Consider the following 17077-nt stretch of genomic DNA (forward strand, 5'->3'; position numbering starts at 1 on the left):
AGGCAAGCGATTATTTCCCGGCCCCGGAGTCATCACCCACCCCGCCGGGGACCGGCCGAAGCGGGTCGCGCTCGCGGGGCGTGTTCGCGGGGCGTGTTCGCGGTGCGCTTGCGGTGCGCTTGCGGTGCGTGTTCGCGGGGCGCTTGCGGTGCGCTTGCGGTGCGCTCGCGGGCGCGGTACTCCGCCTTCGGGGGCGTGTCCGTCGGTGCCCGTGTTCCTCGGGTGCCCGTGCCCCCCCAGTCAGAGAACGGGACGGGTCGCGCGCTCGAGCTCGATGAGTGCCGAGTGGTAGCGGTGCCCGGTCGCCCGGTCCATCCCGATCTCGCACGTCCTGTTCGCCGACAGATAGACGTCGTACTCCCGGGTGTTGACCTCTGCCGCCTCCTTGGCGGTCGCCGAGTCGGTGAGCTCCTTGTGGAGCATGCCCCGGTCGCCGGCGAACCCGCAGCAGCCCACGTCGTCCGGCACGACGACCTCCTCGGCGCACGCCTCGGCCAGCGTGCGCAGGTGCGTCACATCCCTCAGATGCTCCATCGAACACGTGGGGTGCAGGACGGCCGAACCCGTCCTGCGGAACACGGTCAGGGAAGGGAGCAGTTCGTCGGCGGCCCAGACCAGTGAGTCGACGACCGTGAGCTCCTGGTGCAGGGCCAGATTGTCCTCGGTGAGGTAAGGCACGACCTCGTGCGCCAGACCCAGCGTGCACGACGACGCGTCGACCACCAGAGGCAGCGAGCCGCCGGCGGTCCAGCCCCACGCGGCCTCCACGATCCGGTTGGCCATGACGGCGTTGGCGACGTCGTACCCCTTGGAGTGCCAGATCGTCGCGCAGCAGGTCCCGGCGACGTCCTCCGGGATCCAGACCGGCCTGCCGGCCCGCGCGGACAGGGAGACGACGGACTCGGCGAGTGACAGCGCACCGGCGTCGTCCGGGCCGGCGAAGATGCGGTTCACGCAGGCCGGGTAGTAGACGGCGCTCGCGCCCGCCCGGGAGGTCGGCGGCAGTCCTCGGGGAGCGGCACCGGGGATCTCGGGCAGCCATTCCGGCACCAGATCCGGGTCCACGGCCTTGCGGGCCAGCCGCGTCACGGCCTCGAGCAGCCGGTCGCCGGCGTGGCGTGTCACCAGGCCGGCGACGCCGAGGGCGACCCGCGCCGAGGCCTCGACGACCTTGAAGTGCTGCGCCGTCAGGGCCGCCACGCGCTCCTCACGCGGGGAGTGCCGGTGATGGCGGAAGTCCTTCATCATCGCCCCGGTGTCGATGCCGACCGGGCACGCGAGTTTGCACGTGGAGTCGCCGGCGCAGGTGTCCACCGCGTCGTAGCCGTACGCGTCGAGCAGCCCCGCCTCCACGGGTGAGCCACCCGGCTGACGCATCATCTCCCTCCGCAGCACGATCCGTTGACGCGGAGTCGTGGTGAGGTCCTCGCTGGGGCAGGTCGGTTCACAGAACCCGCACTCGATGCAGGGGTCGGCGACCGGTTCGACCTTGGGGATGGTCTTGAGACCCCGCAGATGTGCCTTCGGATCCCGGTCGAGGACGACCCGGGGTGCGAGGACGCCGTCGGGGTCGATGGCCTGCTTCGTACGCCACATCAGATCCGTCGCGGTGGGGCCCCATTCCCGCTCCAGGAAAGGCGCGATGTTGCGGCCTGTTGCGTGCTCCGCCTTCAGCGACCCGTCGAAGCGGTCGACGACGAGTGCGCAGAACTCGTCCATGAACGCGGCGTACCGGTCGACGTCGGCCGGTCGCGCGGCGTCGAAGGCGAGCAGGAAGTGCAGATTCCCGTGCGCCGCGTGACCCGCCACAGCGGCGTCGAAGCCATGGACGGCCTGGAGGGTGAGCAGTGCCTCGCAGGCTTCCGAGAGCCGGGACGGGGGGACGGCGAAGTCCTCGGTGATCAGCGTCGTGCCCGAGGGGCGTGAGCCGCCGACGGCGGTGACGAACGCCTTACGTGCCTTCCAGTAGCCGGAGACGGTGGCGGCGTCGCGGGTGAACCGATTGGTCACGGAGACCGCCGGAGCCACCAGATCGAGGTCCGCGACGACGGAGGCCGCCGCCTGCTCGCAGGCGGCCAGCGCGTCCTCGTCCGGGGCGCGGAACTCCACCAGGAGCGCGGTCGTCTCCTGCGGGAGCCCCGCCCAGTCCGAGGGGACGCCGTCGACCCGGACCGAGGCGCGCAGGGTGTTGCCGTCCATGAGCTCCACAGCCGACGCCCCCGCCTCGTTGAACCGAGGCACCGCCGCCGCTGCCGCCGTGAGCGAGGGGAAGAACAGCAGGGCGGAGGCGACACGGCGGTCCAGGGGCAGGGTGTCGAAGACGACCTCGGAGATGAAACCGAAGGTCCCCTCGGAGCCGACCATCAGACCGCGCAGGATCTCCACGGGTGTCGAGCCGTCGAGGAAGGCGTCGAGGCGGTAACCGTTGGTGTTCTTGATCTCGTACTTGGCGCGGATCCGGGCGGTGAGCGGCTCGTCCGCCTCGATCTCCGCCTTGAGGGCCAGCAGCTCGTCGCACAGGTGTGGTTCCGCGTGACGCAGCAGCTCGTCGGCGTCCGGCTCGCCGGTGTCGACCACCGTGCCGCTCGGCAGGACGAAGGTCAGCGAGGAGACCGTGCGGTACGAGTTCCGGGTGGTGCCCGCGGTCATCCCCGAGGCGTTGTTCGCCACGACACCGCCGATGGTGCAGGCGATGGCGCTCGCGGGATCGGGCCCCAGGGTCCGGCCGTGCCGGGCCAGCGCGGCGTTGGCCCGCATCACGGTGGTCCCGGGCCGGATCCGGGCCCGTGCGCCGCCGTCCAGGACCTCGATGCCCGTCCAGTGCCGGCGTACGTCGACGAGGATGTCCTCGCCCTGCGCCTGGCCGTTGAGGCTGGTGCCCGCAGCGCGGAAGACGACACTCCGGCCGTTGCCGTGCGCGTAGGAGAGGATCGCGGAGACATCGTCCAGATCCTCCGGGACCAGCACGACCTGCGGGAGGAAGCGGTAGGGGCTGGCGTCGGAGGCGTACCGCACCAGGTCGGAGACCTTCCACAGCACCTTCTCCGGGCCCAGCAGAGCCGTCAGGCCGGCCCGCAGCTCCGCAGGGGTCCCCGAGGCCTTCCAGCCCGGCACCCGATCGGGGGACGGCTCCCGTGTCGTACGAGGGCGCAGGGATTCCGGCTTCGGCTCCAGCAGCGGCATGTCAGGGTCCCCTCGACGGCGCGGTGCGGTGGCCGCACCGCACGCCTCAGCAGCGGCGGCGCTCCGGCATCCCGTCGACCAGAGCGGTGAGCAGACCGCCGAGCACCTCACGCTGTCCGGCGGTCAATGGAGCCAGGATCTCCTCTGCGGCCGCCTTCCGCGCGTCGCGCATCGAACGGAGCACCGCGCGGCCCTCCTCGGTGATCTCGATACGCACCACCCGGCGATTGGTCGGATCCGGGACGCGCCGCACACGGCCGCTCGACTCCAGGCCGTCGACCAGGGTGGTCACCGCTCGGGGGACGACGTCCAGGCGCTCGGCGAGATCGGCCATACGGGGTGGACCGTCGTAGTGCGCGGTCGTGCGCAGGAGGCGGAACTGCGCGGGGGTGATGCCTATCGGCTCCAGCTGCCGGCTCTGGATGCGCTGGAGCCTGCGGGTGAGCCGCAGCAGTTGCTCGGCGAGCATGCCGTCGGAGTCGGGGGATTCCATACGGGAACAATATCAGGACCTTGTTCATTGTGAATAGAGGTAACAATGAGCTAAGCTCCCGAAAGTGGCGCGCGCCGACCTCCGAAGCCTTCAGACGCGAGACCCGGCTCTCACGCCCCGCATGCTTCCGTCCCACACTCCCGAAGGAGCTCATGAAACCCGAAGAACCCGACTGGACACCTCCGGCGTCGGACAGCGGGCAGCCGCCCGCCGAGCTGCGCCGCATCTTCCGGCTCTTCCGCCCCTACCGCGCCAGACTCACCGTGGTCGGACTGCTGGTCGGCGCCTCGTCGCTCGTGTCGGTCGCCTCACCGTTCCTGCTGCGCGAGGTCCTGGACACCGCGATCCCTCAGGGGCGCACGGGGCTGCTCACGCTGCTCGCGCTCGGCATGATCCTCACCGCCGTGATGAACAGCGTCTTCGGTGTCCTGCAGACCCTGATCTCCACGACGGTCGGCCAGCGTGTGATGCACGACCTGCGCACCGCCGTCTACACCCAGCTGCAGCGGATGCCGCTCGCCTTCTTCACCAGGACCCGCACCGGCGAGGTCCAGTCCCGCATCGCCAACGACATCGGCGGGATGCAGGCGACGGTCACCTCCACGGCGACCTCCCTGGTCTCCAATCTCACCTCCGTCGTCGCCACCGTCGTCGCGATGCTCGCGCTGGACTGGCGGCTCACCGTCGTCTCGCTGCTCCTGCTGCCGGTCTTCGTCTGGATCAGCCGCCGTGTGGGCCGGGAGCGCAAGAAGATCACCACTCAGCGCCAGAGGCAGATGGCGGCGATGGCGGCGACGGTCACCGAATCGCTCTCGGTCAGCGGAATCCTGCTCGGCCGGACCATGGGCCGCTCCGACTCCCTCACCAAGGCCTTCTCCGAGGAGTCGGAGCGCCTGGTCGACCTCGAGGTGCGCTCCAGCATGGCGGGGCGCTGGAGGATGTCGACCATCGGGATCGTGATGGCCGCCATGCCCGCGGTCATCTACTGGGCCGCGGGCCTCACGCTCCAGTCGGGTGTCACGGCCGTCTCCATCGGCACGCTGGTCGCCTTCGTCTCGCTCCAGCAGGGGCTCTTCCGGCCGGCCGTGAGCCTGCTCTCCACCGGCGTGCAGATGCAGACGTCCCTCGCCCTGTTCGCGCGCATCTTCGAGTACCTCGACCTCGACGTGGACATCACCGAGCCCGAGAAGCCCGTCCGCCTGGAAGAGGTCCGCGGCGACCTCGCCTTCGAGGACGTCACCTTCGGCTACGACCCGAAGAGCCGCCCGACCCTGAGCGGCATCGACGTGACCGTGCCCGCGGGGAGCAGCCTGGCCGTCGTCGGTTCCACCGGATCGGGCAAGTCCACGCTCAGCTACCTGGTTCCACGGCTGTACGACGTCACGGCGGGCCGGGTCACGATCGACGGCGTCGATGTCCGTGACCTGGACTTCGACACCCTCGCCCGGGCTGTAGGCGTGGTCTCCCAGGAGACCTATCTCTTCCATGCCTCGGTCGCCGAGAACCTCCGCTTCGCCAAGCCGGACGCCACCGACGAGGAGATCGAGGCCGCGGCCCGCACCGCACAGATCCACGACCACATCGCCGGACTGCCCGACGGCTACGACACCCTCGTCGGCGAACGCGGGTACCGATTCTCGGGCGGCGAGAAGCAGCGTCTGGCGATCGCCCGGACCATCCTCCGTGACCCGCCGGTGCTGATCCTCGACGAGGCGACCAGCGCCCTCGACACCCGTACGGAACACGCGGTGCAGCAAGCCATCGACGCCCTGTCGAAGGGCCGCACCACGCTCACCATCGCGCACCGGCTCTCCACCGTTCGCGACGCGGACCAGATCGTCGTCCTGGACGACGGCCGGGTGGCAGAGCGTGGCACACACGAGGAGCTGCTCGCGCGGGACGGACGCTATGCCGCCCTGATCCGCGGCGACAGTCATCCGGCTCCGGTCGTTACCTGAGGCGTCGCATCGCACGCCGCCCGCTCTCGGGGGACCCGGGCTCCTCGACAGGCTGATATGCGGCAGCGCCGCCGCTCCCGTGGGACGGGGAGCAGCGGCGCCGTGGTGCGGTGACGGTCAGACGAGCCAACCCACGAAGTGGACTACGCCGGCAAGCAGGTTGGTCAGGAAGTTCATCTCGGTCGTTCTCCTTGTTGCGTGGTGCATCTGTGGGACATGCGCAGTAGCGGTCTGCAGCCCGCCGTGTGCGTGTAGTAATCATCAACCGCCGTACGGCAGTTGAGCGGTCAATCCCGGAACGGCCACGCGTTCGAGCGAACACCCGATCCCCTGTTCGTGTGTTCTGGTATCGCCCCGATGCGCTCAGGCCCGCGCGGACTCCCTGTCCGGCAGCCGGGTGCTCAGGCCCGGGCGGACGCCCTGTCCGGCAGCCGGGTGCGCAGACTCGGGCTCGGTCACCCTGTCCAACAGCCGGGTGACCGAACGGACCGCGGCCCGGCCGGCCCGGTTGGCGCCGATCGTGCTCGCGGACGGCCCGTACCCGACGAGATGGATGCGCGCGTCACGCGCCGCGCGGGTGTCCTCCACACGTATCCCGCCGCCCGGCTCGCGGAGCCTCAGTGGTGCCAGGTGATCGACAGCGGCCCGGAAGCCGGTCGCCCAGAGGATCACATCGGCCTCGACCACGCGGCCATCGGCCCAGACCACTCCGCCTGGGGTGATTCGCTCGAACATGGGCAGCGGATCGAGGATGCCCTGCTCGCGAGCGCGCCGGACGGCGTCGTTGAGCGGCAGCCCGGTCACGCTCACCACACTCTGCGGCGGCAGTCCCCGCCGTACGCGCTCCTCCACCATGGCCACCGCGGCCCGCCCCTGCTCCTCGCCGAACCGCCCCTCCCGGAACACCGGGGGCCGGCGCGTCACCCAGTACGTCTCCGCGGCCGTCCCGGCGATCTCCATCAGGTGCTGGGTTCCGGACGCGCCGCCGCCGACGACGATCACGCGAAGTCCGGCGAACTCTCCGGGCCCCGGATAGCTCGCCGTGTGCAACTGCCTTCCCCTGAAGGACTCCTGCCCCGGATAGCGCGGCCAGAACGGCCGGTCCCACGTGCCTGTGGCGTTGATCAGCGTGCGCGTGGCGTACGTACCCTCGGAGGACTCGACGAGCAGCCGCTCGTCCTCCCCCTCGCGCACGGCGTTCACGTCGACGGGGCGGTGCACCCGCAGGTCGAAGCGGTGTTCGTAGGCGTCGAAGTACGCGCCTATGACCTCCGAGGAGGGGCGGCTTTCGTCGGCGCCCGTGAGTTCCATGCCGGGCAGGGAGTGCATGCCGTGCACCTTGCCGTACGTGAGCGAGGGCCAGCGGAACTGCCAGGCGCCGCCGGGGCCGGGGGCGTGGTCCAGCACCACGAAGTCCCGGTCGGATCCGAGACCGGCGCGCTGCAGGTGATAGGCGGCGGACAGTCCCGCCTGCCCGGCGCCGATGACGACCACGTCCAGCTCACGTGTCCCGAAGTTGTTCACGCTTCTACCAACCCTGGCCGTCCCTGGGATCTTCCCCCGGGGGTGCGGCGCGCTCCCGCGGCGGGAGAATGGGGCCATGCCCGACACCTTTGCCACGCATCTGCTGAGCGTCACCACCGGACGGACCGAGACGGTCATGGACCTCACTGCGGACTGCACGGAATTCCTGGCCCGCACCGCTCACGGCAGGGACGGCCTGCTCAATGTCTTCGTACCTCATGCCACTGCGGGTATCGCCATCCTGGAAACGGGGGCCGGCAGCGACGACGACCTGCTCACCGCTCTCCAGACCCTGCTCCCCGCCGACGACCGCTGGCGCCACCGGCACGGAAGCCCCGGCCACGGCCGCGACCACGTCCTCCCCGCCTTGGTGCCGCCGCATGCGACACTGCCGGTGATCGGGGGGCAACTGGAACTGGGGACGTGGCAGTCGGTCTGCCTGGTGGATACGAATCGCGACAATGCAAACCGTCACATCCGTCTGTCGTTCTTCGGGTGAGGCTGCGTCTGCCGTCACTGCAGGAGTGATGTTCGGCCGCACCAAGTGAGAGAGGTCCAGCTCTGGGCAGGGCTGGATGAGCAGTGCTGCGCGGCGGTGTGCGCTGGGGAGGGATGCCATCCGCGAGGAACTCGGCATCCCCCGCATCGAACGCCTGCTGATCGGCAACGCGCCTGGGCCTGACCCTCGTCAGGCTATTGCTGGCAGTGGGCCGAGGTCCGCCGCTAAGGCGCCCGGGGATTCCGTTCATGGGGAGCCCCGGAACGCTTGACCTGGAGTGCACTTCAAAATGCAGACTCCCCATCGAGCCCGGACCACCGGGACGAAGGGGAGGACAACCATGAAATACCGCACCATAGGCACCGACCCTGCCCACCGGCGTGAGGTGAGCGTGCTCGCGCTCGGCGCGATGCTGTTCGGTTCGCTCACCGATGAGAAGACCTCATTCGCCCTTCTCGACCGCTACGTCGAAGCGGGCGGGAACTTCATCGACACGTCCGACAACTACGCCTTCTGGACCGACGGGGGACAGGGCGGTCACAGCGAGAACGTCCTGGGCCGGTGGCGGCGCAGCCGGGGCGTCGGTGACGAGATCGTCATCGCCACCAAGCTCGGCGCCCGTCCCCTGGCTCCCGGTACCGGCTTCGTCGACAACCCGGAAGGTCTGTCGGCCAAGGTGATCCGCGAAGCGGCCGAGGCCAGCCGGGAACGGCTGGGTGTCGACAAGCTGGACCTGCTGTACGCACATATCGACGACTATTCCGTACCGCAGCAGGAGACCGTTGAGGGGTTCGGCGCCTTGGCCGCGGAGGGTACGGTCGGACTCCTCGGCGCCAGCAACCAGGCGATGTGGCGGGTCGAACGGGCCCGGGCGCTGGCCGCCGCTGCCGGGCTGCCCGGATACGAGTTGCTCCAGTACCAGCACAGCCACCTGCGCCCCCGGTTCGACGTGCCGAGCGACCTCTTCCCGGACGGCAGCCTCGGCCACGCCGGCCCCGAATTGTTCGGCTACCTCCGGGCTGAGCCCGCCCTGACCCTCGTCGCCTACTCCCCGCTGCTCGCCGGTGCGTACGTACGCGAGGACAAGCCGCTGCCGCCGGACTACGACCACCCGGGCACCCCGGCCCGGCTCGCCGAGCTGCGTTCCGTCGCCCGGGAGACCGGCGCCACCGTCAACCAGGTCGTCCTCTCCTGGCAGATCGGCGGCGAGCTGCCGGTCATCCCGCTGGCCGGGGCGTCGTCCCTGGCCCAACTGGAGGAGAACCTGGCCGCGGTGGACCTGGAGCTGACAGTTGAGCAGCGAGCCCGGCTCGACGCCGTCCACTGATGGTCCACGCGGCAGGTCGGGGGCTTCGGCGACGAAGCCAGGACGGGTGGCCGTTCCGTTGCTGAAGAGGTCTACCGGAAGCAGCTCCGCCCCGTGATCCAGGCCGGGCCGTGGTCATGCACGGCCTCGTCGGGGCGATCGCGAGCGGTACTCACGCAGCAACGCCAGAGGGTCCAGTGCAACGTACACACTGGGCCCTCTGGCCTGGTATTTCAGCTTTCGGAACGGCGGGATTCGAACCCACGACCTTCGTCCCGAATGAGGGCCGAGCGGGATCGGTACCTGCGGGTCTCGTAAACCTGCAGTTCAGGAGGTAGGGCTCAGGTGGTTTCGAGGGGGCTCGGTTGGTATCCGGGAGAAGATCATCTCCCAGGATTCTCCCAGCGGGGGCTCCTAGGCCGAGGGCTCGCCTCTGAGGCGCAGCGGCTGGTCGCGTTGCGGAAGTAAAGTGATTGGGCGTTGCCGGAGGGGCGACCTGCTGAGGCCGAGCCCCTGACGGGCCGCCGATGTGAACTTGCGCCGCCATGGCAGCGGCACGCAGACCAGGATCGGTACCTCGATCAGCACCTCGCCTAGGCCGGATAGGGCTCAGCGCCAGTCGCGGTGAAGGCGAGCGTCGCGCTGCGGGCGTATGCGTGAGCGATCGCTTTGCCGAGCCCTCGCACCCAGTAGGCTCGGCGTGGAAGCCGATATCCGGTCACCTCGGTCCGATCATTCGCTTCCTGTCCTCTTGTGACTGTTCAGTGACATTGGCGCTGTTCCTCGCGGCAAGGCGTCTGTACAGAGGAAGTTTCGACTGCCTCCGTACGTGAGCACGAACTGCAAGGAGGAACGCACATGGTCATCTCGCGAGCCACCATCGCCGTCACCGCTGCGGTCGCTTTCGCTGCCGCAGGAACGGGGGCAGCTTTTGCATCTGACGCCACATCGTCTACGGCGCGAGCTACGCAGGAATGCCAGCCTGGCACTCTGAAGGCGACCACGACGCAGCTCGGGACCGAACAGGCGGGCATGAACCATGCCGGGACGTTCCTGAAGCTCACCAACACCGGGAACGCCACATGCGTGCTTTCCGGCTACGCGGGCCTTGCCCTGGAAGGCAGCGGCCACACCGCGCTGCCGACGCAGACCGAGCACGGCGACACCTACTTCGCCACGGACCCCCGGCCGCACGATGTCACCCTGCAGGCCGGCGACTCGGCCTACGCCGACCTCGTGTGGACGCACACCGGAGCTGATACGGCAGCCGCCCACTACCTGCAGATATCGCCCACGGGTGGCAACGCGCACAGCACCGTCCCCTTCGAACAAGACGTGGACAACGGTGATCTGTCGGTCACGGCCTGGAGCGACACCCCGCCCGCCGTCTGAGTCCCGTACCGACCGGAGGACCGGCGCCGCTCCGCGGAACGGCGCCAGTCCTCCGACCGGTTCCGGGTCCAAGCTCGTTCTTCGAACGCAGATTCGCCTGGCTCCACGGCTTCCAGGGGCCGGCAGCGTCCGTCGGCCTTGACGCGGACGTCAGCGCAAGGGCGGAGACGTCGGCGTCAAGGGCGTGCTGTCAGCTCTGCCGGGCAGCGGAGCCGGTCGGGCCGGAGGTGGTGCTGGCGCCCTTACTCGTCTCGATCACGATGTGCGCGGTGTCGTTCTCGGCGTTGTGGTCGAAGGGGCGCTCCTGGCCGGTGAAGGAGACTTCGCCGGTGGTGCGGCCTACGGCCTTGTCGATGCGCAGGACGAAGGGGTAGCTCTCGCCGCCGTTCACGTCGACCCAGGACTGGGAGGTTCCGCAGCGGTAGTGGGTCTTGGTGACCGCGTCGCAGAATCCGTGGGCCTTGACGACGGAGGTGCCCTTCGGGATGTGGACGTCGACGGTGGTGACGCTCTCGTCGCGGGTGCCCTGGATGCGGGCGGGGCCCTTGTTGGCGAACTTCACCGTCGCGGTGACCTTGTCGCCCGCCTTCCCCTTCGCCTCGGTGCCGGTCAGGGCGAAATCGGCGGTGTTCGCAACGTTCACCTCGGCCTTGGCGACGGGCCCGGGGTGGTTCTGCCGGTCGGTTTCGGTGGCCGGAGGCTTCTCCACGAGGGTGAGCGGGTCGCCTGTGCCCGGCACGGGCTCGCTGGAGCCGCCGTCGCCCGGGTCCGGCGCGTCCGTGCCGATTGTCACCCGCAGGTCCTCGCGGAACGCGGAGCCGAGCGCCTTGAGCGAGACGGGCTTCGCCGTGCCGTAGACGACACCCGGCTTCAGCGGCTGCTCGATCTTGCAGGAAGCGACGTTCGACGCGGGCATCTCGTCGTACGAGGGGACGGTGTAGTACGTGCAGTTCTTGTACGTCTCGTCCGCCTTGAGGCCCGGCGGCACGGCGTACGTCACCCAGACCGCGGGCACTTCCGCCGTCCCCTTGTTGAGGAAGGTCAGCGGGGTCGAGAACGAGCTTCCGGGCTGAACCCCCTCGACCGGGGCGATCGTTCCGACGCCGAGATCCGGCTCCGAGGCGGCGGCGAGCGCTGGCACGGCAGCCACCGCCACCAGCGTTGCGGCTACGGCGGCGGTCCCGCCGCGCAGGATACGGCTACGGGAATCTGAGATGCGCATGGAAGTCCTTCAGTCGCGGGGCTGGTGGGGCAGCGAACAACGAACTGCGGTCCCTCACCTCGCAAGACAGGCGCGGATCAAGGCGGGTTGTGCCAGCCGGACCCGTCGTGACAGAACACGGACATGAGCGATCGAAACCGGCCACGGGCGGCGGACCGGGATGTCGCCGAGGGCGACCTGATCCCGGCTCTCGCCGAGGCGGGCGGCCCCCTCTTCTCGGATCGGTGGACGGCCGACCGCGGCTCGACCTGCTGCCTCGGCCGCTCGGGATCGAGGGCGGCTTCGTGGTGGGCGAGCAGGAGTTCTGGTACCGCCGCTTGCTGATGCGCACCGGCCACAGGCCCAAACTGGTGCTCGGGGCTCGGCATTCCCTGGCCCCGGGCGGAGGCTCAGCAGAGCAGCAGATCGCGGATCGCCTCAGCACCCTTGTCGGGCGCTTTTTCGGCCCTGTAGCGTCCCGCGCCGGTCAGTCGGTGGTCCAGGTCCGACGCCCGGGCATGCCAGACTGCGGCGCCGTACCCAGTCGCGCTCCCGTCCTGCTGAAGGGCCGCCACGGGCATGGCGCGCCGGGAACGGGAGCCCTGGTCCGCCTGGTCGTGTGTGACGTCGATCCCCGCCGAGGCCCGGTAGTCCGCGACGGTCGAGGGGACGGCCGCGGCGCCCGCCCGCCCGCAGGCGGACGGGCCGGGCGAGGGCCGGTATTGCGGCCGGACTGCCGGCTCAGGTGTCGGCGCTCTTGGCGATCATCGTCTCCGGCTTCCCTGGCGGCCGCGCCATGAGGAACAGGCGGTGGCCGACCGCCGCCGGGACAGGCCGCTGACCGAGCGACGCCGTGTCAGTTGTGGTTCTCGTCGATGGTGGCGGCGATGCCGTGGTCGACTTTGACGACGACATCGATGCTCTTCTCAGCGGCGGCCTCGAGCTCGTCCTCGGTGCACTGCTTGATCTCCTCGCGGTCGCCGCAGATCAGGCCGGCTCCGTTGATGACGGTTTCGGTGGAGGTGACGAACGCCCGCCGGCCCTCGTCGTTCACGACGGAGTACTTGTTCGGGGCCAGGTATGCGAGCTTCCCGCTCCACAGACCGGACGTCTTGCCGTCATTGCTGCCGGAGTGGTCCTCGATGACGCTGACGGCGATGCCGTCCTTCAGTTTGACCGTGGCGGCGACTCCGTCCCTGGCGGCGGCCTCGAGCTCGTCCTCGCTGCAGGGCGTGGCGGCCTGGCCGGCCGCGTCCCCGCAGATCTTCCCGGCGCCCTGGATGTCGGTGTCCGTGGAGGTGAAGAACTGCTGCTTGGTGTCCTTGAGATCGGAGACGGTGTACTTGCCGGGGGCGAGATAGGAAACCGTACCGAACCAGGTACCGGTCACCTTCTTGCCGTCGGACTTGTTCCCGGTGGTGCCGTCGGCCTGTTCCTCGTCGCCGCCAGAAGCCTTGGTTTCACTGCCGGACATCGCCTTCGCTTCCGAGGACGAGGAACTGGAGGTGTTCTCCTTGTCGCCACCGGAGCCACCGTCCTGACAGGCCGTGAGGAGCGTGGTCGTAGCGATCAGGGCGGCGGCGGTGAGGAAGGACTTGCGGTGGTTGCGAAGCATGTGGCCTCTTCCCGTGGGTGCTACTGATGTGCGGCCAGCCGGCGCATCTGCGCGGCACGGCTGTGCACTCGGTCGATCAACAGCCTGCCTGCTGCGGTGATCGTGACGAAAGGGCAGTTACAAGGTGATGACACCCCTGCCGATTTCACGGGACACACAGGCACAAGACGGGCGCAACCTTCCCCCTACGGGCACATCTTCTACACGCTGTGGGATGTCCTGATGGGCGTGGAGAATGGCCTCCCGGACGCGGTCCTCGACGACCCCCCGTTTTGACACCTTCTTCAAGGACCTGGGGAAGGGGTCGTCGGGGTGCGGCGTTCACGAATGCCGAACACTTCGCAGGCAAGGCGATGGCTGTGAGGAAGGGCCAACCTGCTCGGTTTGTACCTCGACGTGCCCGACGAGGTCTCGGCCCAAGTCGGCGTGCGGTTCCTCTCCGTCCGCGAGGGTTAGGCCCATCTCCGTGTGCCGTTGGGTGGCGCATCCGCCCCGCAGGCCGCGCGCCAGGTCAGGCGGGTCGCTTGTCGACGCCCCACTTCGGAGAACCGCTGCAGCGCGTCAGAATTTGCCCCCTCAACCAGTGCCATCCGAGGCGGTCGGGGTTACGGCGCCAACTAACAGAGTGACAACGTTGTCAGCGTGGCGGGACTCGAAGGGTTTGTTGTTGGAGTGATATCCGGCCACGCCAAGTGAGACAGTCCCTGCTCTGGGCAGGGCTGGACGAGCGGTATTGCCCGGGCGTACGAATCCCGCAAGAAGCGCCTGTGCCTGCGTAAACGCGGCATCAAGGCGACCATCCCGATCCCTGCGGGCCGACTTCGCAACCGCCGCGGGCCTGGCTCGCAGGATGATCGACCGCCGAAGTTCGACAGGTTCGACTACCGCGAGCGGCACGTTGTCGAATGCGGGATCAACCGCCTCAACCGCCACTGCGCTGTAGCCACCAGATACGACAAGTTTCCTGTTCCCCATGAGGCCACGGTGTTGGTCGCGGTCCTCAACGAGCGGTCTCAACCAGCAATTTTCCGATAGGTCCTAGAGGACTCGGTTCGTCCAGGCGCCCTAGCCTGCGAGGTGCCCAGCGGCTGGCGCGGCCCGTCTTGGGGAACTCTCCGCCGAACCACCGAGGGTCTTGGCTGTTGCCAGGTCCCCCTTCGGTCGATGGCCCTGCTGTCCACGGCACGTCCGGTGACGGTGCTGATCACGCCGTGGTCCCGGGAGTACACGAACTCCTTCAGCCCCGACCGTCGCGGCGTCGCACGTACGTGAACGGCGCGCGCCGCGGGCGGCTCCACGATGCCGACGCCGCGCCGTTTCGTCGACGGGCCCAGGAAGGCGTGGCCGGTTCGAGGCCTCGTCGGGTACGCGCGTTGGCACCGCCCCGCCAAGCACTTTCGGGCACGCCGCACCGGGCCGGGCGGGCGCTCCGGGTCACGCGGGCTTGACCGGCAGCTGGAGACACGAGGCCCGGTCGCCTCCGGTGTGGATGATGTGGCGTCCGCCATGGGGTGGCGGTGTACTCGCGGTCTCCGGGCATCATCGCGCCCAGCAGGGACCGGCCCCTGACGACGAGGCGCAGTTGCTCGCCGGGGCGGAAGGTGAGTCCGACAGGGAGCAGGCCGATCTCGGCTTCCCCCTTCCCTGTGCTTGCTCTGCCTCACGGGGAGCGGGCGCTGCGACAGGAACCCTCGCGGCACCCTCTCGGGTGCCGACCGCGCGGAATCTTGCGAACCACGGGTCAACGCAAGGCGGATGGAGAGTGGCGCTCAACGTATTGACTACGAGCAAGACGAGCGACATCGTACGGGAGAGCGCTCTCCCGAGCTCTCCCTCGCTTCGAGCGGACATTCGGCACGCCCAGTTTTGGCGTGCCTCTGACAGGGTTGACAACCCTTGAACCAGGCGGCGGGGCCTTGGCCGGCTCCGCCGCCCGCATCACCGCGCACCACGCACCACGCACCACGCACCACGCAGAGATCTGTCCACCGAAGTCGCGTGCGTGTCCGCGTACACGCACGCCTCACCCCGCGTGCAGGAGATCCTCATGAGATCGAGTCCGAGAAGGCTTCCAGCACTTCTCGTCGGTACAGCTCTCGTAGCCAGTGTCCTCGGTATCGGGACCATCGCCTCCGCTACGGACACCGGCACCCCTCTCGTGACCACCGGTATGGCCGCAGCGGACCACACCGGTCACACCACGGCAGTGTCCACCCAGGCGTCAGGTGATGACACCGACGGGGACGGTTACATCCCGGCCGTTCCCCAGGTCACCGGCGTCGTCCCGTCCACGGCCACCCCGCCCCCGGCCTACCATCACGAGTTCCAGGCCGGCTGCTCCGTCACCCACACCGCCCCGGACGACCCGATCGTCTACCCGGGCCAGTTCGGCAAGTCCCATGACCACACATTCATGGGCAACACCACAACCGACGCTGCCAGCACCACTGGCTCGCTCTACGGAGGCAACACCTCCTGCAAGGTGCCCGTGGATGCCTCCGCGTACTGGATGCCCTCGCTCTATAAGGGCGATCAGAAGATTCTGCCCGCCGGACCGCAGGTCATCTACTACAAGGCGGGCGTCACCGACTACCGGAGCGTGCGGCCCTTCCCCAAGGGACTACGGTTCGTCGTCGGCAACCCGATGCAGAGCGCCCAGGAGTTCCGCAGCCACAAGGGCTTCGTCGAGGGTTGGGAATGCGGTGAAAGCTTCTTCAACACCGACATCCCGGCAAGCTGTCCCAGCAGGCCCGACGTCCAGCTGAATCTGCGCATGCAGGCCCCCAGCTGCTGGGACGGAAAGTACCTGGACACCCCGAATCACCAGACCCACATGGCCTACCCGGTCGTCAAGCCCGGCACCAACGACAACATGTGCCCGGCCTCCCACCCGGTCGCCCTACCGATGATCGAGTTCAAGATGGCGTGGCCGGTCAACGGCGACATGAGCCAGGTGCGTCTTGCGAGCGGTCGCGGCTACTCCTTCCACTACGACTTCTTCAACGCGTGGGAGGAGCGCACTCTCAAAGCCCTGGTCGACCATTGCATCGTCGGCGGCCTGCAGTGCGACACCCGCGGCTTCGACCTCTACCGGCCCGAACGGGGTGCCGCACTGAACACCGACCATCGCCTGCCTTGAACCCGGCCGACGGCTCTGCCCCACAGCCCGGCCGCTTCCCGCCTTCTCCGGGACGCTGCCGGGCTGTGCCACAAGCCCGTCCCGCTCGTACTGCACCGGCGTCGGGTGTGACTGGTAGCCAGGACAGTCGCTGATCCGCATATGAGTGGGGAACTGGGTGAGGTCACGGCGTGGGCAGCGGGTCCGGGCGAGTCGCATGGGCGGTTCGTGCGCCGATTCGCTCGGTCGGAGCATCGGGAGTCGGCGCCCGGGGCTTCGCGTACGGCCGCGGCCGTACGTGACCACGTTCCTGCCCCCGGCCGCCGGGCACGGCACGCGCGGCCGCGGCGGCGATCGCACGGCTGGAGGCGCTTGCTCGCGCCGGCATCCGGGCCGACGACCGAGCCGGCCCTGCGGGCCATGCTCGCGGTCGCCGCCATCAACGCCACCATCCGCGCCCTCCCGTGAGCCGCCGCCCGGTGTGCCGACGGAGGCCTCCGGGAACAGGCGGCCGAAGACCGGCTGCGCCCGGCCCTGGTGGGAGAACTGCTGCGGGGCGCCCCCTGCCGCCCCGTGTGGCGGCCGCCGACGTGGAGTCGGAGGGCTACCCGGCAAAGGCTGGGGACCGCCTGATCCTGATCGCACGACACGCCGCCCGGGCCCATTACTGACTGCCCGACGCCCGTAGCCCGCGCCCGCCCGGCCTTGCCCAGCTCGTCTTCGGCGCCGACGCTTGGATTTGTTCCGGCGCACGCCTGGCTCGCGCCCAGCTTGACGACGCCCTTGCC

9 protein-coding genes and 2 pseudogenes are annotated in these 17077 nt (G+C 69.2%); 5 read left to right on the forward strand and 6 right to left on the reverse strand.

The features are described from left to right. Positions 1–240: 240 nt before the first annotated feature. Together ACIRJR_RS25355 and ACIRJR_RS25360 are read right to left on the reverse strand one after the other, a co-directional pair. Positions 241–3183 (reverse strand): FAD-binding and (Fe-S)-binding domain-containing protein, encoded by a 2943-nt coding sequence (locus ACIRJR_RS25355; protein ID WP_403784575.1) that lies wholly within the window; start codon positions 3181–3183, stop codon positions 241–243. A 46-nt stretch (positions 3184–3229) separates the two neighbouring features. Further along, on the reverse strand, positions 3230–3676 hold the full coding sequence (locus ACIRJR_RS25360; protein WP_403784577.1) for a MarR family winged helix-turn-helix transcriptional regulator: 447 nt from the start codon (positions 3674–3676) through the stop codon (positions 3230–3232). A 152-nt stretch (positions 3677–3828) separates the two neighbouring features. On the opposite strand from ACIRJR_RS25360, the gene ACIRJR_RS25365 reads away from it, so the two are divergent. Further along, positions 3829–5634: an ABC transporter ATP-binding protein gene (locus ACIRJR_RS25365; RefSeq protein ID WP_403784579.1), complete on the forward strand. Its 1806-nt coding sequence runs from the start codon at positions 3829–3831 to the stop codon at positions 5632–5634. A 363-nt stretch (positions 5635–5997) separates the two neighbouring features. On the opposite strand, the gene ACIRJR_RS25370 is transcribed toward ACIRJR_RS25365, so the two are convergent. Next, a complete protein-coding gene (locus tag ACIRJR_RS25370; protein ID WP_403784581.1) occupies positions 5998–7158 on the reverse strand; it encodes an NAD(P)-binding domain-containing protein in 1161 nt (386 codons plus the stop codon). A 76-nt stretch (positions 7159–7234) separates the two neighbouring features. Here ACIRJR_RS25370 and ACIRJR_RS25375 point away from each other — a divergent pair, with 76 nt between their 5' ends. The 3 genes from ACIRJR_RS25375 to ACIRJR_RS25385 all read left to right on the forward strand — a co-directional run bounded on the left by ACIRJR_RS25375 (position 7235) and on the right by ACIRJR_RS25385 (position 10355). Further along, entirely contained in the window at positions 7235–7657 is a 423-nt protein-coding gene (locus tag ACIRJR_RS25375) for a secondary thiamine-phosphate synthase enzyme YjbQ (protein WP_403784583.1), read from the forward strand. A gap of 340 nt (positions 7658–7997) precedes the next feature. After that, positions 7998–8984 (forward strand): aldo/keto reductase, encoded by a 987-nt coding sequence (locus ACIRJR_RS25380; protein WP_403784585.1) that lies wholly within the window; start codon positions 7998–8000, stop codon positions 8982–8984. Between the two features lie 837 nt (positions 8985–9821). Continuing rightward, the gene (locus ACIRJR_RS25385; protein WP_403784587.1) at positions 9822–10355 is read left to right on the forward strand and encodes a DUF4232 domain-containing protein; all 534 of its coding nucleotides are present in this window, start codon (positions 9822–9824) and stop codon (positions 10353–10355) included. Between the two features lie 208 nt (positions 10356–10563). Here ACIRJR_RS25385 and ACIRJR_RS25390 read toward each other — a convergent pair. From ACIRJR_RS25390 to ACIRJR_RS25400, 3 genes and pseudogenes are all read right to left on the reverse strand, one after another. Next, positions 10564–11577: pseudogene (locus tag ACIRJR_RS25390) on the reverse strand (peptidase); the annotation flags it as partial. Positions 11578–11966: 389 nt separating this feature from the next. Continuing rightward, a pseudogene (locus ACIRJR_RS25395) lies at positions 11967–12381 on the reverse strand (alpha/beta hydrolase); the annotation flags it as partial. Between the two features lie 31 nt (positions 12382–12412). Continuing rightward, positions 12413–13171, reverse strand: a complete 759-nt coding sequence (locus ACIRJR_RS25400; RefSeq protein ID WP_403784589.1) for a hypothetical protein — start codon at positions 13169–13171, stop codon at positions 12413–12415. 2047 nt (positions 13172–15218) lie between these two features. Between ACIRJR_RS25400 and ACIRJR_RS25405 the strand changes: the two genes are divergently transcribed. After that, positions 15219–16310: a DUF1996 domain-containing protein gene (locus tag ACIRJR_RS25405; RefSeq protein WP_403784591.1), complete on the forward strand. Its 1092-nt coding sequence runs from the start codon at positions 15219–15221 to the stop codon at positions 16308–16310. Positions 16311–17077: the final 767 nt, after the last annotated feature.

It is taken from the genome of Streptomyces sp. NPDC102402, assembly GCF_044765765.1.
Lineage (GTDB): Bacteria > Actinomycetota > Actinomycetes > Streptomycetales > Streptomycetaceae > Streptomyces.

Coding starts and splice junctions, on each gene's coding strand:
- ACIRJR_RS25355 (WP_403784575.1), bottom strand. CDS start 3,183: ATGCCGCTGCTGGAGCCGAAGCCGGAATCCCTGCGCCCTCGTACGACA.
- ACIRJR_RS25365 (WP_403784579.1), top strand. CDS start 3,829: ATGAAACCCGAAGAACCCGACTGGACACCTCCGGCGTCGGACAGCGGG.
- ACIRJR_RS25360 (WP_403784577.1), bottom strand. CDS start 3,676: ATGGAATCCCCCGACTCCGACGGCATGCTCGCCGAGCAACTGCTGCGG.
- ACIRJR_RS25405 (WP_403784591.1), top strand. CDS start 15,219: ATGAGATCGAGTCCGAGAAGGCTTCCAGCACTTCTCGTCGGTACAGCT.
- ACIRJR_RS25400 (WP_403784589.1), bottom strand. CDS start 13,171: ATGCTTCGCAACCACCGCAAGTCCTTCCTCACCGCCGCCGCCCTGATC.
- ACIRJR_RS25380 (WP_403784585.1), top strand. CDS start 7,998: ATGAAATACCGCACCATAGGCACCGACCCTGCCCACCGGCGTGAGGTG.
- ACIRJR_RS25375 (WP_403784583.1), top strand. CDS start 7,235: ATGCCCGACACCTTTGCCACGCATCTGCTGAGCGTCACCACCGGACGG.
- ACIRJR_RS25385 (WP_403784587.1), top strand. CDS start 9,822: ATGGTCATCTCGCGAGCCACCATCGCCGTCACCGCTGCGGTCGCTTTC.